16 protein-coding genes are annotated in these 16,601 nt (G+C 43.5%); 14 read left to right on the forward strand and 2 right to left on the reverse strand.

Annotated elements, in window-relative coordinates:
• The first annotated feature begins 231 nt into the window (after positions 1-231).
• From HZA08_03685 to HZA08_03720, 8 genes are all read left to right on the forward strand, one after another.
• Positions 232-969, forward strand: coding sequence for an NADH:ubiquinone oxidoreductase (locus tag HZA08_03685; GenBank protein MBI5192530.1), 738 nt, complete (start codon positions 232-234; stop codon positions 967-969).
• Between the two features lies 1 nt (position 970).
• On the forward strand, positions 971-2,257 hold the full coding sequence (locus HZA08_03690; GenBank protein MBI5192531.1) for a Ni/Fe hydrogenase subunit alpha: 1,287 nt from the start codon (positions 971-973) through the stop codon (positions 2,255-2,257).
• Complete coding sequence (locus HZA08_03695) at positions 2,250-2,801, forward strand: hydrogenase maturation protease (protein ID MBI5192532.1); 552 nt, start codon at positions 2,250-2,252, stop codon at positions 2,799-2,801. The genes HZA08_03690 and HZA08_03695 overlap by 8 nt, the downstream gene beginning before the upstream one ends.
• Positions 2,788-3,243, forward strand: coding sequence for a cyclic nucleotide-binding domain-containing protein (locus tag HZA08_03700; protein ID MBI5192533.1), 456 nt, complete (start codon positions 2,788-2,790; stop codon positions 3,241-3,243). The genes HZA08_03695 and HZA08_03700 overlap by 14 nt, the downstream gene beginning before the upstream one ends.
• Before the next feature lie 122 nt (positions 3,244-3,365).
• Positions 3,366-4,721, forward strand: a complete 1,356-nt coding sequence (gene hydE, locus HZA08_03705) for a [FeFe] hydrogenase H-cluster radical SAM maturase HydE (protein MBI5192534.1) — start codon at positions 3,366-3,368, stop codon at positions 4,719-4,721.
• 241 nt (positions 4,722-4,962) lie between these two features.
• Positions 4,963-6,414, forward strand: coding sequence for a [FeFe] hydrogenase H-cluster radical SAM maturase HydG (gene hydG / locus HZA08_03710; protein MBI5192535.1), 1,452 nt, complete (start codon positions 4,963-4,965; stop codon positions 6,412-6,414).
• Between the two features lie 779 nt (positions 6,415-7,193).
• The gene (locus HZA08_03715) at positions 7,194-7,670 is read left to right on the forward strand and encodes a hypothetical protein (GenBank protein MBI5192536.1); all 477 of its coding nucleotides are present in this window, start codon (positions 7,194-7,196) and stop codon (positions 7,668-7,670) included.
• 101 nt (positions 7,671-7,771) lie between these two features.
• On the forward strand, positions 7,772-8,890 hold the full coding sequence (locus HZA08_03720; GenBank protein ID MBI5192537.1) for a hypothetical protein: 1,119 nt from the start codon (positions 7,772-7,774) through the stop codon (positions 8,888-8,890).
• 29 nt (positions 8,891-8,919) lie between these two features.
• On the opposite strand, the gene HZA08_03725 is transcribed toward HZA08_03720, so the two are convergent.
• On the reverse strand, positions 8,920-9,333 hold the full coding sequence (locus HZA08_03725) for a hypothetical protein (protein MBI5192538.1): 414 nt from the start codon (positions 9,331-9,333) through the stop codon (positions 8,920-8,922).
• A 139-nt stretch (positions 9,334-9,472) separates the two neighbouring features.
• Here HZA08_03725 and HZA08_03730 point away from each other — a divergent pair, with 139 nt between their 5' ends.
• From HZA08_03730 to HZA08_03745, 4 genes are read left to right on the forward strand one after another with little or no spacing between them, the layout of a single operon-like run.
• On the forward strand, positions 9,473-9,610 hold the full coding sequence (locus tag HZA08_03730; protein MBI5192539.1) for a hypothetical protein: 138 nt from the start codon (positions 9,473-9,475) through the stop codon (positions 9,608-9,610).
• Positions 9,597-9,887, forward strand: a complete 291-nt coding sequence (locus HZA08_03735; GenBank protein MBI5192540.1) for a hypothetical protein — start codon at positions 9,597-9,599, stop codon at positions 9,885-9,887. Before HZA08_03730 ends, HZA08_03735 begins: the two co-directional genes overlap by 14 nt.
• A 5-nt stretch (positions 9,888-9,892) precedes the next feature.
• Positions 9,893-10,006, forward strand: a complete 114-nt coding sequence (locus HZA08_03740; GenBank protein ID MBI5192541.1) for a DUF3387 domain-containing protein — start codon at positions 9,893-9,895, stop codon at positions 10,004-10,006.
• Positions 10,003-10,242, forward strand: a complete 240-nt coding sequence (locus HZA08_03745; protein ID MBI5192542.1) for a hypothetical protein — start codon at positions 10,003-10,005, stop codon at positions 10,240-10,242. Before HZA08_03740 ends, HZA08_03745 begins: the two co-directional genes overlap by 4 nt.
• Here HZA08_03745 and HZA08_03750 read toward each other — a convergent pair.
• Entirely contained in the window at positions 10,167-11,765 is a 1,599-nt protein-coding gene (locus tag HZA08_03750) for a peptide ABC transporter substrate-binding protein (GenBank protein MBI5192543.1), read from the reverse strand. The two genes, HZA08_03745 and HZA08_03750, sit on opposite strands and share 76 nt — an antisense overlap.
• 512 nt (positions 11,766-12,277) lie before the next feature.
• Here HZA08_03750 and HZA08_03755 point away from each other — a divergent pair.
• Positions 12,278-15,796 carry an Ig-like domain-containing protein gene (locus HZA08_03755; protein ID MBI5192544.1) on the forward strand — a complete coding sequence of 1,173 codons (3,519 nt, stop codon included), beginning with the start codon at positions 12,278-12,280 and terminating at the stop codon, positions 15,794-15,796.
• 14 nt (positions 15,797-15,810) lie between these two features.
• Positions 15,811-16,601: fibronectin type III domain-containing protein (locus tag HZA08_03760; GenBank protein MBI5192545.1), on the forward strand; the 791-nt coding region annotated here is incomplete at its 3' end.

The raw sequence follows: 16,601 nt of genomic DNA on the forward strand, positions 1-16,601 counted from the left end.
GCTCACAAAGGGAAATGAAAATAGTAAACAGTAAGCAGTGAGCAGTAAACAGGAAAGGCAGTCTTTATCTGCTAACTGCTTACCGCTTACTGCTTACTTGGGGTCATTTTCGGATGAACCCACATGAGCCTTCGGCTCACAAAGGATGATGAAAATGAGGCCCCCTCACCAGGTGCCCCCCTCCCTTGACGGGAGGGGGATAGGGGGAGGGTGAGCTATGGAGACATTCAGGTGAAACCTAAAGTCGGCGTTTTCAGTTTTACAAGCTGTGAGGGGTGTCAGCTTCAGATATTGAATCTGGAGGATGAGATTCCTGTGATTTTAGATAAGATTGAGTTTGTAAATTTCAGAGAGGCGATGAGTGAAAAGGGCCAGGACTATGAGATTGCCTTTATTGAAGGGTCTGTTTCGAGGGAATCAGAGATTGCGGAATTAAAAAAGATAAGGGAAAGGGCTAAAGTCCTTATAGCCATTGGTGCATGTGCTGACCTCGGCGGGGTCAATGTATTGAAAAATTACCATCCGCAAGAGACATGGCTTAGAACGGTTTATAAAAGGACTGATTTATTTACAGATACTATCCCTGTAAAGCGGATAAAAGATGTAGTGTCTGTAGATTATGTTATACCCGGCTGTCCTATAGATAAAAAAGAATTCCTGAGATTTGTACAGGAGTTATTGCTTGGTATAAAGCCTCGGCTTCCTGATTATCCTGTGTGTGTAGAGTGCAGGATAAGGGGAAATGTGTGTCTTGTTGAACAGGGTAAGTGGTGTCTTGGATCAGTGACTCTTGCCGGCTGTAATGCAATATGTCCTACATATCGTGAGGCGTGCATAGCATGCAGGGGGCTTGTTGAAGAAGCAAATATAGAATCCCTTACCAATATCCTTATGCAGAACGGACTTTCGAGGGAAGAGATACGTGAGAAGTTTAAGGTATTTAACGGTCTGGAAGGGATAAAAATATAGTATGTCACACAATATCAATATCCATCATATAACAAGGGTAGAGGGCCACGGGAATATTGTCCTGAATATCAAAGAGGGAAGGATAGAGGAGCTAAGGCTTGAGATAGTAGAGTCCCCCCGTTTCTTTGAACTTATGCTGATCGGACGCCATATCTCTGAGGCACCTCATATTACCTCAAGGATATGCGGTATCTGTGCCATCAGTCATGCCACAGCATCTCTGAAAGGGTGTGAGGCGGCACTCGGCATAACCCCTTCCACGGCAGTGACCTTACTTAGAAAGATACTCGTCCATGCTGAGATTTTGCAGAGTCATATCCTGCATCTCTATCTCCTTGTTGCCCCTGATTTCTTTAATGCGGGTTCAGTGATACCGCTTGCAAGGAGTCACCCTGATGTTGTAAAAAGGGGACTGAGGTTGAAGAAGGCAGCGAATGAAATATGCAGGATACTTGTCGGAAGGCATGTCCATCCTATCAGCATGACAATTGGTGGTTTTACAAAGGCCCCATCTAAGAAAGACCTGAGTGATGTACGCAGGGTTATTGAAGATGCAATACCGGATATAGATGAGACTGTAAATTTATTTGCAGGGATAGTTGCGCCTGAATTCAGCAGGGAGACAAGGTACTGTTCACTTAAAGATGGGGGAGAGTATGCATTATATGGCGGTAATCTATATTCAAAGGATGTCCCTGTTACAGATCCGTCCGCTTATCGGGAATTTATCACAGAAGATGTGATTGAATATTCTACAGCCAAACATGTGAAATCTGACGGCAAATCAATTATGGTGGGCGCCCTTGCACGATTAAACAATAATTATAATCAGATTTCTGCCGAGGCAAAAGAGGCGGCTAAAAGGCTTGGACTGACATTCCCATGCACGAATTCCTTTATGAATAATGCGGCACAGGTTCTTGAGTGTGTTCACAGTCTGTACGATTCTCTCAGGTTGCTGGACCTGCTGTCAGCCGACAGTACAAATACCGTGGCAGGTGACGTAGTTTTTAAGGAAGGGCTTGGAGTTGGAATTGTCGAGGCACCAAGGGGTACGCTATACCATGAATATGGGACAGATGATAAGGGTATTATCAGGTCAGTGAATTGCATAATACCGACCGGACAGAACCTGTTAAATATTGAGAATGATATAAGGGCAATGGTACCTGCGATCCTTGACCTCCCAAAGATAGAAATTGAAAAAAGACTGGAGATGCTTGTCCGGGCTTATGACCCGTGCATATCATGTTCAACACATTTTCTTGAGGTAAAGTTCATTGATTAAAGACAGACTGCTTGTTATTGGGCTTGGCAATATACTCATGGGAGATGATGGTGTCGGGGTGCATGTTATCCATGAGCTGAAGAGATACAATATGGCAGGGAATGTGGATATTGTTGACGGCGGTACAGCAGGCATTGACCTGTTAGATATTCTCTCATTATATCAGAGGGTGTTTGTTACTGATGCAATAGTGACAAAGGGGGAAGGTGATGTAAGGATACGGTTGTTTACAATAGATGACCTTTTATTTAAACAGGCTGACAGCGATTATTCTATGCATGACGTTGACCTGACATCTACTATTAACCTTATGAAGGCATTGGATATGGATATACCGGCTATCACAATAATAGGCATACCGGCTGTAGATATTGCTCCCGGATTAGGGTTATCAGAGGAATGTAAACGGTATTCAGAAGTTGCAATCCAGTTGCTTATTAAGATGGTAAAGTATTTCTATCTCAACCCCCAAAAATTAGTCCAGACACTTGATGATAAGCTAACCCCGGAAAATATTATGGAGGAACTACATGATCTCTTATGATGACATGAAGGGCATAGATTTTTTTAAAGATTTTACTGAGGATGAATTAAGGGCAGTACAGGTGATATGTAATGAAGAGAGCTACAGGGCCGGGGATATTATTTTCAATGAAGATACCCCTGCCATGCACCTCTATGTTCTGAAGAGCGGAAAGGTTTCAATAGATATTAAGGTAGGAAGTGGAAAATATATCAGTGTGCTGACCTTATCAAACTTTGCTGAACCCCTTGGATGGTCTGCACTTGTTGAGCCATTCAGGTTCACTGCAACCACACGATGTGTTGAAGATTCAACCATCATCTCAATAGATGCAATAAAACTTTTGGACCTGATAATGAACGACTACCGCATGGGATTCCTTGTCATGCGAAGGATAGCCCGTCTTATCTCAGAAAGGGTAAGGGATACACGGTTACAGTTGATTCATACGTTTTACGGGTGAGAAGAAAGGTGAATAGACTGAAGGTATTTAGACTGAAGGCTGAAGATAGAAGCAAGAATTTGAAATTCCCTCCCCTTCAAGGGGAGGGTTAGGGTGGGGATGGGGTTATTCTCGGGCAAGTCATGTGTTATTCAATTCCAGGAAAAGTCATCAGTATTAGCAATAATATCGCACTCATAGATTACTTCGGTGAAAAAAAAGAGGCATTAGTTGATGTTGAAGATATAAAGACAGGCGACTATGTCTTTGCCCAGGGCGGGGTTATTGTGCAAAAACTTGGGGAAGATGAAGCGATCGGCATACTTGCAGGCTGGGAGGAGTTGTTTTTCAAGCTGCAAGAGAAGGATCGCATTCTTTCAGAGACAAATCCCCCCCAATTGTTCAATGGGGGAGGAGAAAATCAGCGGGACAAGAATGTCCCGCCTATCCTCAATTTATTCATGGATAGGCGGGGTTTTCCAACCACGCCGGAGATATTATTGAGTGGCCCTCTTACAAAAGAAAGACTTCTCACCCTTCTACGATGCACAGATAAAGAGCAGATAATACACATCTGCAAAACCGCCAACGCCATCCGCCACAAAATCCACAAAAATGCCTCCTGTGTTCATGGGATTCTTGAGTTTTCCAATTTCTGTAAGAATGATTGTGCCTATTGCGGTATAAGGGGTGAAAACAGAAAAATCGAAAGATACAGGATGACCGTAGATGAGATAGTGCATGAGGTCATCACCGGTGTAAACAAATACGGGTTTAAGGCATTAGTACTTCAATCAGGTGAAGACAGCTATTACACAACTGAAAGGCTTGTTGAGATTATCAGCAGGATAAGAAAAGGTGCCGGGGTTCTCCTTATCCTGAGTATTGGAGAAAGAGATGTAGAATCTTACAGAAAATTATATAATGCAGGTGCAAGGGGAGTCCTGATAAGGTTTGAGACATCCAATACACATATTTACAGGAAGATACATACAACGCTTCAATATGAGAACCGTCTGAATATACTTAAAGAGTTGAAGGATATTGGTTATCTGATAGCTACCGGCTCACTTATAGGATTGCCAGGCCAGACTGAGGAGGATATTCTGGAGGACATATTCCTTGCGCGTTCACTGAATACAGAGATGTATTCGTTCGGTCCTTTTATCCCGCATCCCGATACACCGCTTGCAGGTATGACAGCGATTGACCTTCAAACCATGCTGAAGGTAATCGCAGTAACAAGGCTTGCTGTAAATGACGGCAACATCCTTGTAACATCAGCAGTAGAAAAGTTGTTTGGAAACGAAGGGCTACAGCAGGCACTTATGGCAGGCGGGAATTCCATTATGATAAACCTTACGCCTGAGAGATACCGCAGACTCTATTCCATTTACCCCGGTAAAGGTGAAGAAAACAGCAATATCAGAAAAAATATAACAGAAACCATGTCGCTGCTCCACTCCCTCGGAAGGGCACCGATGGATGTGGGGAAGTGAGAGATGAGCATAGGGGGGGAAGCAAGAGGTAAGAAGTAAGAATTTAGAAAGATAAGTTGAACAACCATCCTAAAAATTTCCTCCCCTTCAAGGGGAGGGTGAGCTATGGAGATTTTCATTTGAACTGTCATGAAACGGGGTTTCACAAAGGGCAATGAAAATCAGCGGGACAGGAATGTCCCGCCTATCCTCGTAAAAATGGATAGGCGGGGTTTTCTTACCCCGCCGGAAGGATTGTCGGATGAACCAAATAATTCCTTTTGAAGCAATTGAATTAATACTTGAAAAGGCCGGTCATACCTCTTCAAAACATGCTGAAGCTATTATTAAGAAAGGTGAGGCGCTCAATGGTCTTTCACCTGAAGAGGCGGCTACACTCCTTAATTGTGATGACGAAGATGTCCTGAACCTGCTTTTCAGATCTGCAAAAAAGATAAAAGAGGCTATATACGGAAACAGGCTTGTCCTATTCGCACCTCTCTATCTGTCCAATTCATGCGTGAACAACTGCTTATACTGCGGGTTCAGGGCCGGTAATCATTCTATAGAAAAAAAGGTTCTGACTGAAGAGGATATAAGGCATGAGACAGAGGCATTAATAAAGGATGGTCACAAGAGGGTTCTTATAGTTGCAGCAGAAAATCCTAAGCAGTGCAATATTGATTATCTGGAGAGGGCGATAGATGTGGTATACGGTACACGGCCACAAGATCCCCTCACCCCTGAGGGGAGAGGGGATTGTAGTGGGATAGGGGGTAGGGTGAGGGGTGGCGGTGCGATACGCCGTATCAATGTTAATGTAGCCCCTCTTACATTGTCAGAATTTAAACGCCTGAAATCTTCCGGTATAGGAACCTATCAGCTTTTTCAGGAGACATATAATGTTCCGACTTATGAGACTGTTCACCCTACCGGGCCTAAGAGTGATTATAATTACAGGCTGACGGCATTAGACCGTGCAATGAATGCCGGTATTGATGATGTTGGGATGGGGGTTCTATTCGGCATGTATGACTTCAAGTTTGAGGTTCTTGCCCTCCTTTATCATGCCATGTACCTTGAGGAGAAATTTGGTGTCGGTCCTCATACTGTATCTGTGCCGAGGATAGAGCCTGCATCAGATTCCCCGTTTTCCCTCAAGCCGCCATATCCGGTATCTGACAAAGACTTCATGAAACTGATTGCAATATTGAGGCTTGCAATTCCATATACCGGGATTATCCTGAGCACACGTGAGCAAGCGGACCTTAGGGATAATTTATTCCATATAGGTGTGTCCCAGATAAGCGCTAATTCCAGAACATATCCCGGCGGTTATACTCATGACAATAATCAGAATGTATCTGAAGGACAATTCTCAACAGGGGACCGGCGCACCACTTATGAGGTAATCAGGGATATTTCAAAGAATGGCTTTTCCCCATCCTTTTGTACTGCCTGTTACAGGGTCGGCAGGACCGGCAAAGAATTTATGGATCACGCAAAGCCCGGTCACATCCAGAAATTCTGCCTCCCAAACTCAATTCTCAGTTTCAAAGAGTACCTCCTCGATTATGGCGGAGAAGAATTGCTGAGACTCGGCTATGCAGTGATAAAAGACCAGATAATCTCAATAGAAGACGTGAAAATACGGAATGCCACAATAAAGAAACTCAGAGATATAGAAACAGGGGAGCGTGATCTGTATTTTTGATACCTTTATCCGAAAATCCCTTCCGGCGGGGTAAGAAAACCCCGCCTATCCCTATCTACGAGGATAGGCGGGACTTTCTTGTCCCGCTGATTTTCATGGCCATTTGTGAACCCTCGGTTCATGGGAGTTCATCCGAAATCACCATAGCTCACCCTCCCCCTAACCCCCTCCCGTCAAGGGAGGGGGAATAAAACCATGTACCCTCTCCCCTGGCGGGAGAGGGTCCGGGTGAGGGGGCCTCATTTTCATCATCCTTTGTGAGCCGAAGGCTCATGTGGGTTCATCCGAAAATCCCTTCCGGCGGGGTAAGAAAACCCCGCCTATCCATATCTATGAGGATAGGCGGGACATTCTTGTCCCGCTGATTTTCATGCACCTTTGTGAGCACCCCGCTCATGCAGGGTAGATTCATTCCTGGAAAATGCCTCCTATCTTCCCCTTTTGGGAATACAAATACCCAGTGATTATTCTGAAAAATAAAAAATGTTCACATAATTAACTCATGGCAATGTTCTTGTACGGGCGCAACGTGTCGAAGAATATGGCATAATAAATGCAATTTAATTATGTGTATATCCCCATCTTTGATTTCACATTTCGAAAGATATTATAAGTAATATTTATAAAATTTACTGACACTTCGTAATAAATAAAATACGCAGGTATTGGTCTCAGGACTCAAAGGACTACAGGGGAAGGAAGGGGGTGGTGTTTAAAATACCGTTTCTTGATAACCAACTATTGATTCCAATATATATGAAATGAGGAGGGTAATTATTATGAAAAGGAAAAATAAAAAGGTATGGCTATTTCCTGTAATGGTGGCCATAACCTTAATAATTGCAATAAATTTCTATTATTTAATCACTCCAGCGGAGATGGAGGCTCAAACCGGCAGCCAATATCAGGTGGAAACAGGAGTGGTAGAAGCGAATATGTCTGATGCAAATATGACAGCGGCCCCACAGATGACCCCGGAAGAGATGGAAGCATTCCATATCGGATGGTTAGAACGCCGCGAGAAAATAGCCGGTGAGGTTGATAACAATCCGATAAGCCCGCCAGGGCTCCCTGCGGTGCAAGGACGCCCTTCAGTTATAGGAGAGCCATCCGCGGAATTTCATGGAGATCCGAGCCTATTAATCATTGGCCGTAATAATAAGAATACCAATGCTAATAATGCTGCAAAGGGTTCTACCCTGGCTGAGCCTGCGGCAGCAAATAATGGCCCCATGTCTTTGCAGCAGGGAATTTAAGTCATGCAGAGTGGTCTACAAATGGAGGGTTCGCATGGGCGGATGTTATCCTCCCAGGTGGGCCTGCTGATGCACCTCTTGTATGGGGTGACAATGATGTTGTGATTGACGATGCAAGGCGGGTGTTTTTCCATTCAGGTCTATATCTTAATAGTGCAAAAACAAATGGGGTCGTCCGCATATTTGTACGCCGCACCCCCCCGGCTGCTGCTTGCTACTATGACATAGATCCGGGAGGGACTGCGGATAATCTTGTTCCTGATTACCCGCACTTAGGTCTAACTAAAAGATACCTGTATCTGACCGTAAATGCGCTTCCTACAGTCGGTACAGGCTATGCCAGGATATACCGGTTTAATATTGATCAGATGGCTGATTGTATAGGTACTGCCTACTCAACGTTTGATCAATCCTTTGCCACATTCGGTCAGAGGGTATGGGTACCTGCTGAGGGAACCAACAATATAGAAACAATGTATTGGGGGCAACTAGATAACACCACCACATTCCGCATATTTAGCTGGTCTGAGGCAGCAGCAGCTCCTACCTCAGTTACCCGAACCATCACGGCTACAAATTTTACAAACCCTGACTGCCGTGGAGGTACCGGTAATTTTGACTTTATCGAATTTGCTCCTGCGTATAGTATTGCCGGCTTCTCGGTACGAGGTGTTGCAGCCCCGGGCGCCCTTGGTGGGCAAGGTCTTGTTGCCTTCTTCTGGAACGTAGGAACCGATACCCTCCGTACCCAGGGGCATGTCCATGGAGCAGCATTCCGTATGTATGGCTTAACCATCTATTCTCAGCCAGTCATCTATAACAGTGCCTATTGTTATGGGTATCCGGCGGTAACGGCCAATAAGAGGGGTGACCTCGGGCTGTCTATAGCCTCCGGAGGCAAGGCCGGGGGATTAGGTACGGCGGCAAAGGGTTACGTAGCTATTGAAGATGAATTTACATCAGGGTTAACATTCGGTTCCTTTACACTGACAGCCAATGGAACGTACAACAGGAGTGACGGCCGTTTCGGTGATTACTTTACAATCCATTCTTATGAGCCTTGTGAGAAATGGTTTTCTGCTACAAACTATTCATTGCTCAATGGAACGGCTGTGGGTAATGTGAATTCAAGGTATATTGAGTTTGGACGAAAACAGTCTGAACGTTGCTACAGAAGCCATTATGATGATATACCGAACTATCTGCCTGCTGCTAATTAATTAAAGGGGCAAGATAGTAAATGGATTTTCTACTCTGTGATTCTTATATCCCTGACAAGGATATAAGAATCACAATCACATATCAATGCCTCACAAAAAACTTCCTGAGCAGGGTATTTACCGACCACTTCCACTTTCTTACCGATATATTTCTGATCCGACAGCATCTTTATTTTGGTTCCGGTTTTTTCATCCGAAATCCGCAATTGCAGCATTGTAGTCTGATTCACTAAGTAAGAACCCTCGGATGCAACAAGGTATAATCCTTGTGGACAGTACTGCCTTACCTCTCCTAACTGAGCTCCGGTTTTAACCGTTCCCCTGAATATCTTATTTTGGGACTCGTCTGGAATTTCTGTTCCAAAACTTGCAGGCAAAAAGATCACTCCTCCCATCAACAGTCCTGCGATTATTCCTATTATATGAATTCTATTTTTTATCATTCTTATCATCTGTAATCATAATCTACTTGAATCCGCTGTAAAAATCAATTTCAATAGGGGCGTATAATAAATATTGCATTGACTAATGCTATCTATCCCTATTATCATCATCATGCCGGATAGTTAGGAGGATTTACAAGTGAACTCACATGAACCAGGGTTCACAAAGGGACATGAAAATCAGCGGGACAAGAATGTTCCGCCTATCCTCAAACTATGTGTGGATAGGCGGGGTTTTCCAACCCCGCCGGAGGGATTTTCGAGTGAAAAAATTTGAAGTTTGCATCAGAGGAAAGAATTTCCTGATCAATAGAGATGGACATGCAAGGAAACATGGTTTTTATGCAGTCAGGTTCGTGGAAGCAAACGATATGTCGGATGCCCTTGAGATTGTTATGGGAGGAATCAAAACTGAACTTAAAGGTGCTGTCCTGAATGACAAATCAGACCCTCCGGCAGTGAATGTTGATGATATCTATGAAGTCTTCTATTTTCAGGACACAGTTGAGTACAAGGGCAAAAGTATATTGCCGGAAGGTTTTGTTTGGGAGTAAAACTGATGGTAATGGTTAAAAGGACCTTGAATAAGTACAGCTATCCGCTGGACAAGCAGAAAAAGGCGATTGATACTGTTTTAAGGCAGGCAGCGGTATTGGCGGATAATAATGGATGAACCCACATGAACCAGGGTTCACAAAGGGCCATGAAAATCAGCGGGACAAGAAAGTCCCGCCTATCCTCATAGAAATGAATAGGCGGGACTTTCTTGTCCCGCCGGAGAGATTTTCGGGTGAACCCTTCGACAGGGCTTGTCCTCAGCGGAGCAAACAGGCTCAGGGTGACAACTCAATCCGCACATTCTTAAAATGTATAATATCCATTGCATTCGGTTTAAAGCCTTTTACATAAGGTTTTACAAGGAGGTTCTGGGCGGCGGTGTAAAGGGGGATGATAGGCACTTCGTCTTCTGACAGTATCTTCTGTGCCGTGTCATATAGTTTCTTTCGTTTATCCGTATCCGGTTCCATTGCTGCTTTTTCAATGAGGTTGTCATACTCCTTATTCTTCCAGCGTGTACGGTTATTTCCGCTTGTTGAGGTAAACAGGTTCATGAAATTATCAGGGTCAGGATAGTCTGCCCCCCAGCCCAGACGCCATATAGCAGGCGGGTTTGTCTGGAGTGTTTTTAAGTATACCTTCCACTCCTGATTATCTAATTTTACATTTATGCCAAGGTTTTTTTTCCATTGGGCCTGAAGGTTCTGGGCTACAAGAAGATTCTCTGGGTTTGTGCTGAACATGGCTGTAACATCAGGAAAGCCTTTCCTATCGGGATAACCGGCTTCTTTTAACAACCTTTTTGCCCCTTGGGGATCAAACTTTATTCCTACTGCCGGGTTGTAACCCATCATCCCCTCCGGTATCCATGAATTGGCCGGCAGTTCCCCACCCTTTAGAATCTCAGGAAAGACACTCCGGTCAATCGCCATTGAGAATGCCTGTCTGACCTTATTGTTATTAAATGGCGGCCTTTCGACATTAAAGCCTGAATAACTTCCTCTCAGAAACGGGTGATGGACATACTCCTTGTTTTCTTTGTAATGTGTTATTGCAAGGGGCGGAATAGCCACGAGTTCAAGCCCTCCTGATTCATAAAGTGTAAGGGCTGTTGTACTCTCCCCGATTACATAAAACCGTACCTCGTTCAGTTCCGGTTTCCTGCCAAAGTAGCCTTTATTCGGGACAATCGTAATACTGTATTCGTGCCTCCATTCCTTGAGAATAAAGGGTCCGTTAGTTATGATATTCTCCGGTTCAGTCCATCTGTCCCCGTATTTCTCCAGTATATCCCTCCGCATAGGAAAGGTTACCATAAAGGTCGTTATGCTTGGAAAATAGACCACAGGTTTTCTTAATCTGACTACGAGGGTTGAATCATCAACGGCCTTCACCCCTACGAGAGAAGGGTCTTTGACCTGACCGCTGTTATACTCACCGGCATTTTCCACATCAAACAGAAAGTATGCATATTCCGCAACAGTCTTAGGGTTGAGCAGTCTTTTCCACGAGTATTCAAAATCATAAGCTGTTACCTTTTTCCCGTCACTCCAGTAGACATCATTACGAAGATAATACGTGTAAGTCTTGCCGTCCTTTGAAATCTTCCATTCCTTTGCCGTTGCCGGTACAGGGTTCAGGTTATCATCAAACTGTGTAAGCCCCTCCATGATGTTTTCTATTACCCGTATTGATATGGAATCAGTAGCCAGGCTCCAGTCAAGGGTCGGCGGCTCTGAGGAGATGGCCATGCGGAAGGTGTTGGATTTTTTATCGTTATTACTATTTGAATTGCAGGAAAGGAAAGGTGTCAGGGTGATGCAGAATAAACTGAGCAATAATAAGGAACGTATATATTCTCTATTAAGCTTCATAGACGGCACAATATTATATTAAAAGCCATAAGATTAAAAGGCTTTTTGAATACTTTTAAGGAATTTTGTATCCATGTGTAGATAAAACTTAAAGTATTAGGTTAATAGTTAAGTGTCATAAAGACTGGATTGATTTTTGCTGATAATTACCTACCCAACAATAATATATATGTGTAGCATCAGGCAACAGTTAAATTCACTTGAATATTCAAATAGTTACGTTATGTTATCAAACAATCCTTTATAGTTGTAACCTTTCGATACAAACCATCTGTTATTGGTAATAAATCAAGTCAAATCAAATTACCACAATATGTAGTGATTGATATAATAGAAATATCAATATGTTGGATAAAATGGCTTTAAATTTGTTTGGCATATCTATTGCTAACTATATATACATGTATCGTTACCTTATTGTAACCATTTTTATCAGTTAAATGTAGTTGGAAGGAGGATATTTATATGAGATGTAACTAATTTTAAATTTGAGGATGAACCTCATAAATATTATGAAAAATTACATCTTTGATAATAAAAACACCTCATCCCGCGTATGGAACAAAGGTAGAGGTACACACAATTCAATACACATTTCAACAATGACTGGTGTTAAAAACATCTCATGTTCTTCAGCAGTGATTCTATCATCTGCAGATAAGACTGATGGTTTAATACTTCAGCAATTACCAATCCAAGTATATACATATATAATCGCATTTATTATTGCCCTATTATTAATTATTGGGGGCAATGCATCAGCCTCAACCGTTGACAACATCAAAAAAGATTTATCAAAACCACCCTTTGATCTGAATACCGTTGTAGAAAAGGCAGAACATCTTCCTTCCTTAAAAAACGGAAAATATATTGTAAAAGATCCGACCTATGAGGTTATGTTTGACAATACAGGCATTACTTATGTACCTGTTATCTCAGGAATACCATCTTCTGATGTATTTTCTTTCCATTTAAGTTCAATTGGAACTTCTGCAGGAGAATTATTCTGGAACAATAATAAAGTTACTAAGCCTTCCCAGAAAGAAAATTCCATTGTTTATCAGCGGACATCGAATATACAAGAGGTATATGACAATCTTAAGAAAGGGATAGAGCAGAGCTGGATTTTTAATAAAAACGAAGGTTTTTCTAAGTCTTCTAATCTCCAGATAACGATTAATGTTAATAGTACTTTGCAGGGAAAGTCTTCACCTCAATCCGGTATAGAGTTTACCGATTCTGAGGGTTTTTCACAGGTTAGATACAGTAAAGCAGTGGTGATAGATGCCAATAAGAAAAGACTTGAAGTGGAGCCTTTATGGAATGAAAAGACATCTGAAGTCGTTTTAACCATTTCCGGTGATTGGCTTGCAAATGCAGCATACCCTGTAGTGGTTGACCCTTTAATTGGAACAAATATCCAGGTTGATAATCTTGCTACAACAGATAACTATCCTGCCATTGCCTTTGGTACCACAAATTATCTGATTGCATGGCAGACCGGAACCCCGCTTGCTACCGGATTGGGTCCTACTGCTATCAGGGGGGTCAGGGTAAGTTCTACCGGAACAATACTTGATGCAACACCGCTGTTGATTGGAGATACAGCAAGCAGTGATGATGAATTTCCTTCTGTTACTTATGATAGTGTTAACGCACGTTTTATCATAGTATGGATGTCATGGAATAGTGCTACTTCTGCGAATGTTAATGGAAGGACTGTGGCAGAATCAACCGGAACTGTGAACACTGCATTTACAGCAATTGCAGGCGGCACGAGGATACTTGCTTATCCGACAGTTGCATGTTGTGATATAAACAATAGTTATTACGTGGTTTATGGAAGAAGTGCGGCAGGCGGTACAAGTTTTACCTCTTTCCGTGGCGCTACATATGACAGATCTAGTCACCTTGCCGGTCCCGTTACTTCAAATCCAACGGCAACTGTAAGCACTGGTGCAACAGCCATAACACCAAATACTGAGCCGAGGTCGGCCCCACGACTCTATTCTCTCTCGACAACCAAGTACCTCCTTACATGGGAAACATTTGGAGTTGATACAAATGGAGATATATCTGCAAATCTTTTGACCGTTGCAGGTGCACCAACTCCAACTCATACATGGGGAACTCAGGTTTCTGTTGCAGCGGTTGGTGCCACACTGGAACGTTATCCGCGTGCAGCTTATGATGGGACGAATGCCCTGATTGTTTACCAGCTTGGTGCGACTACTAATGCTGATGTTTATGGCAGGTTTGTTACCCCCGGTGCAACAAGTTTAACACTCGGGACAGCTTATGCTGTCTCAAATGTTGCAGGAAGCATGCAGGCATATCCTGATGTTGCCTATACTGCCGGTACCTGTTCAGCAACGCCCATTAACCATTATATGGTGGTGTGGCAGGACTATAGAAATAATGCAACCAACCCTGATATTTATGGATCTCCAATGACAACCGCCGGTGTTGTTGAGACTGCTGTAGCATTATCTACAAATACTACTTATACCAAACAGTTACCGGCTATTGCCGCTGACAGCGGGAGCTGTGGATATATGGCGTCATGGAGTGATGACAGAAATAATGCTACGACCTCCTCTGATATTTATGCCCAGCGTGTCGGTTATCCAAATCTCTCCAATCTCAGCCCCACAAGCGGTGCAGTGGGTGCATCAATCTCAATTAATGGTATAAACTTCGGTGCTGACCCCGGGGCAGGAAACAGGAGTACGGCTACTAATAATGTAAAGATTAACGGTGTACAGGTAGCAGATGCAAATATCACTCTATGGTCTGATGCAGTAGTAACCTTTACGATCCCAACAGGAACAACTGCAGGTACTTATCCGGTTACGGTTACAGCAGGGAGCTGGACAAGCAATAGCAGTAATCTTACGGTTAGTACATTTGGGCCTAAAACAAAGGTTGCCTTTACAACACAGCCTGTCGGAGGTTCCGGTGGAACTGTATGGGGAACTCAACCGGTTGCGACTATTCAGGATGCCGCCGGTAATACAGTAACAACTGCAACAGATAATGTAACGCTTTCCATTTCTTCAAACCCGAGCGCAGGGATATTGACTTGTTCAAATACAACGGTCGCAGCGGTTAATGGTGTTGCAACCTTTGCCGGTTGTAAGATTGATATGGCAGGTTCACCGTATACTCTACAGGCAGCAGCAGCCGGGTTAACAAGCGCCATCAGTAATACCTTTAACATTACAGTTGGTACGCCGGCACAATTAATCTTTTCTACCCAGCCTGTTTATGGTATTACTGGTACGGCATGGGTGACACAGCCTGCTGTTACAGTTCAGGATGCAGGCGGTAATACCGTAACCACAGCAACGAATAGTATTACGTTAGCCATTGGTACAAATCCTGGCGGCGGTGTGTTAGTATGTACTACCAATCCACTTTCTGCTGTATCTGGTATAGCGAGTTTTGCAGGATGTCAGATAAACATGGCCGGCAATGGATATACACTTACTGCATCGGCCTCCGGTCTGACCGGTGCAACCAGCGTTACTTTCAATATTATACAGGCCCTTCAGATTTCAACAGTCAGCCTTCCTAATGGATACGAGTGGCTTGGTTATAGTACAACTGTAACAGCTACCGGAGGGGTGGCACCTTATACATGGAGTATTTCATCAGGAAGTCTTCCGGGAGGATTAACAATAAATCCTTCAAGTGGTGTAATATCAGGTACTCCAAATGCCTTTGGAACATACAATTTTACAGTTCAGGTTACAGATGTGACTAACCCGACAATACAGACTGCTGCCAAGGCATTTTCAGTGATTATATATCAGTTGACAACCATAGCCGTTACACCGGCTAATCCTGTGATAACACCGGGACAAACGGTTCAGTTTACAGCTACAGGGACCTATTCCGATAATAATACGTCTGATATTAGTGCCATGGTTACCTGGGGGAGTACCAATCCATCAGTCGCAACAGTAAATTCAACAGGGTTGGCCAGCGGAGTCGCACTGGGAAACGTTACTATTACTGCAACTAAGTAACGATTTAATTTATAATGAGGACAGGCAAAAAAAGGGAAATCGTGTCTCTAAAATACTGGACAAGGAAGCTGACGGCAATAGGAAGCTATAGCCTTGCCTGGATCGCTATACTTTTATCAATTTTCCCTGTTTACCTGATTACTCCGGCAAAATCATGGGCAGTAGTAGGCAGTACAAGTTTAACAGTTGTTCCGCTGGCACCTGCGGGCCTTACAGCTTCAGACAAACCTGCTGATCAAGGCAGTGCCATAAATCTTTCATGGACGCCTTCGACCACTACAGGAGTTACAGAACAAAGGATATACCGTGGGACAAGTACCGGCGGCCCCTATTCTACACTTGTAACAACTCTGCTCAATAACACCACCTCTGTTTATACTGACACGACCGGATTAACCAATGGGGCTACCTATTATTATGTGGTACGTGCATTTGGAAGTGGACAGGAGGGAGGAAACTCCAATGAGGCTAATGCTGCTCCGATTGACAATATTGCGCCGAACGAACCTTCAAGCCTTAATGCAGCGGATGTTGCAGGCGACAGCGGCGGGGCAATAGCTTTAAACTGGAGTTTGTCTGCGTCAACGGATGTTACACAACAAAGGATTTACAGGGGGACAACGCCAGGCGGGCCGTATCCGACATCTGTTACAACTATAACCAATAATACAACTGCAATTTATACAGATTCAACCGTTTCAACAGGCACAACCTATTATTATGTCATCCGTTCCTTTGATGGTACGAATGAGTCTATAAATTCCAACGAATCCTCTGCAATGCCTATCGGAGCACCGTCAGCAGC

The sequence above is a fragment of the Nitrospirota bacterium genome, from assembly GCA_016212215.1.
Taxonomy (GTDB): Bacteria; Nitrospirota; 9FT-COMBO-42-15; order HDB-SIOI813; family HDB-SIOI813; genus JACRGV01.

Bases quoted from the DNA above. Each gene is read 5' to 3' on its own strand.
- HZA08_03755 (MBI5192544.1), top strand. From the start codon at position 12,278: ATGAAAAATTACATCTTTGATAATAAAAACACCTCATCCCGCGTATGG.
- HZA08_03725 (MBI5192538.1), bottom strand. From the start codon at position 9,333: ATGATAAAAAATAGAATTCATATAATAGGAATAATCGCAGGACTGTTG.
- HZA08_03700 (MBI5192533.1), top strand. From the start codon at position 2,788: ATGATCTCTTATGATGACATGAAGGGCATAGATTTTTTTAAAGATTTT.
- hydG (MBI5192535.1), top strand. From the start codon at position 4,963: ATGAACCAAATAATTCCTTTTGAAGCAATTGAATTAATACTTGAAAAG.
- HZA08_03745 (MBI5192542.1), top strand. From the start codon at position 10,003: ATGAACCCACATGAACCAGGGTTCACAAAGGGCCATGAAAATCAGCGG.
- hydE (MBI5192534.1), top strand. From the start codon at position 3,366: ATGTGTTATTCAATTCCAGGAAAAGTCATCAGTATTAGCAATAATATC.
- HZA08_03750 (MBI5192543.1), bottom strand. From the start codon at position 11,765: ATGAAGCTTAATAGAGAATATATACGTTCCTTATTATTGCTCAGTTTA.
- HZA08_03715 (MBI5192536.1), top strand. From the start codon at position 7,194: ATGAAAAGGAAAAATAAAAAGGTATGGCTATTTCCTGTAATGGTGGCC.
- HZA08_03690 (MBI5192531.1), top strand. From the start codon at position 971: ATGTCACACAATATCAATATCCATCATATAACAAGGGTAGAGGGCCAC.
- HZA08_03740 (MBI5192541.1), top strand. From the start codon at position 9,893: ATGGTAATGGTTAAAAGGACCTTGAATAAGTACAGCTATCCGCTGGAC.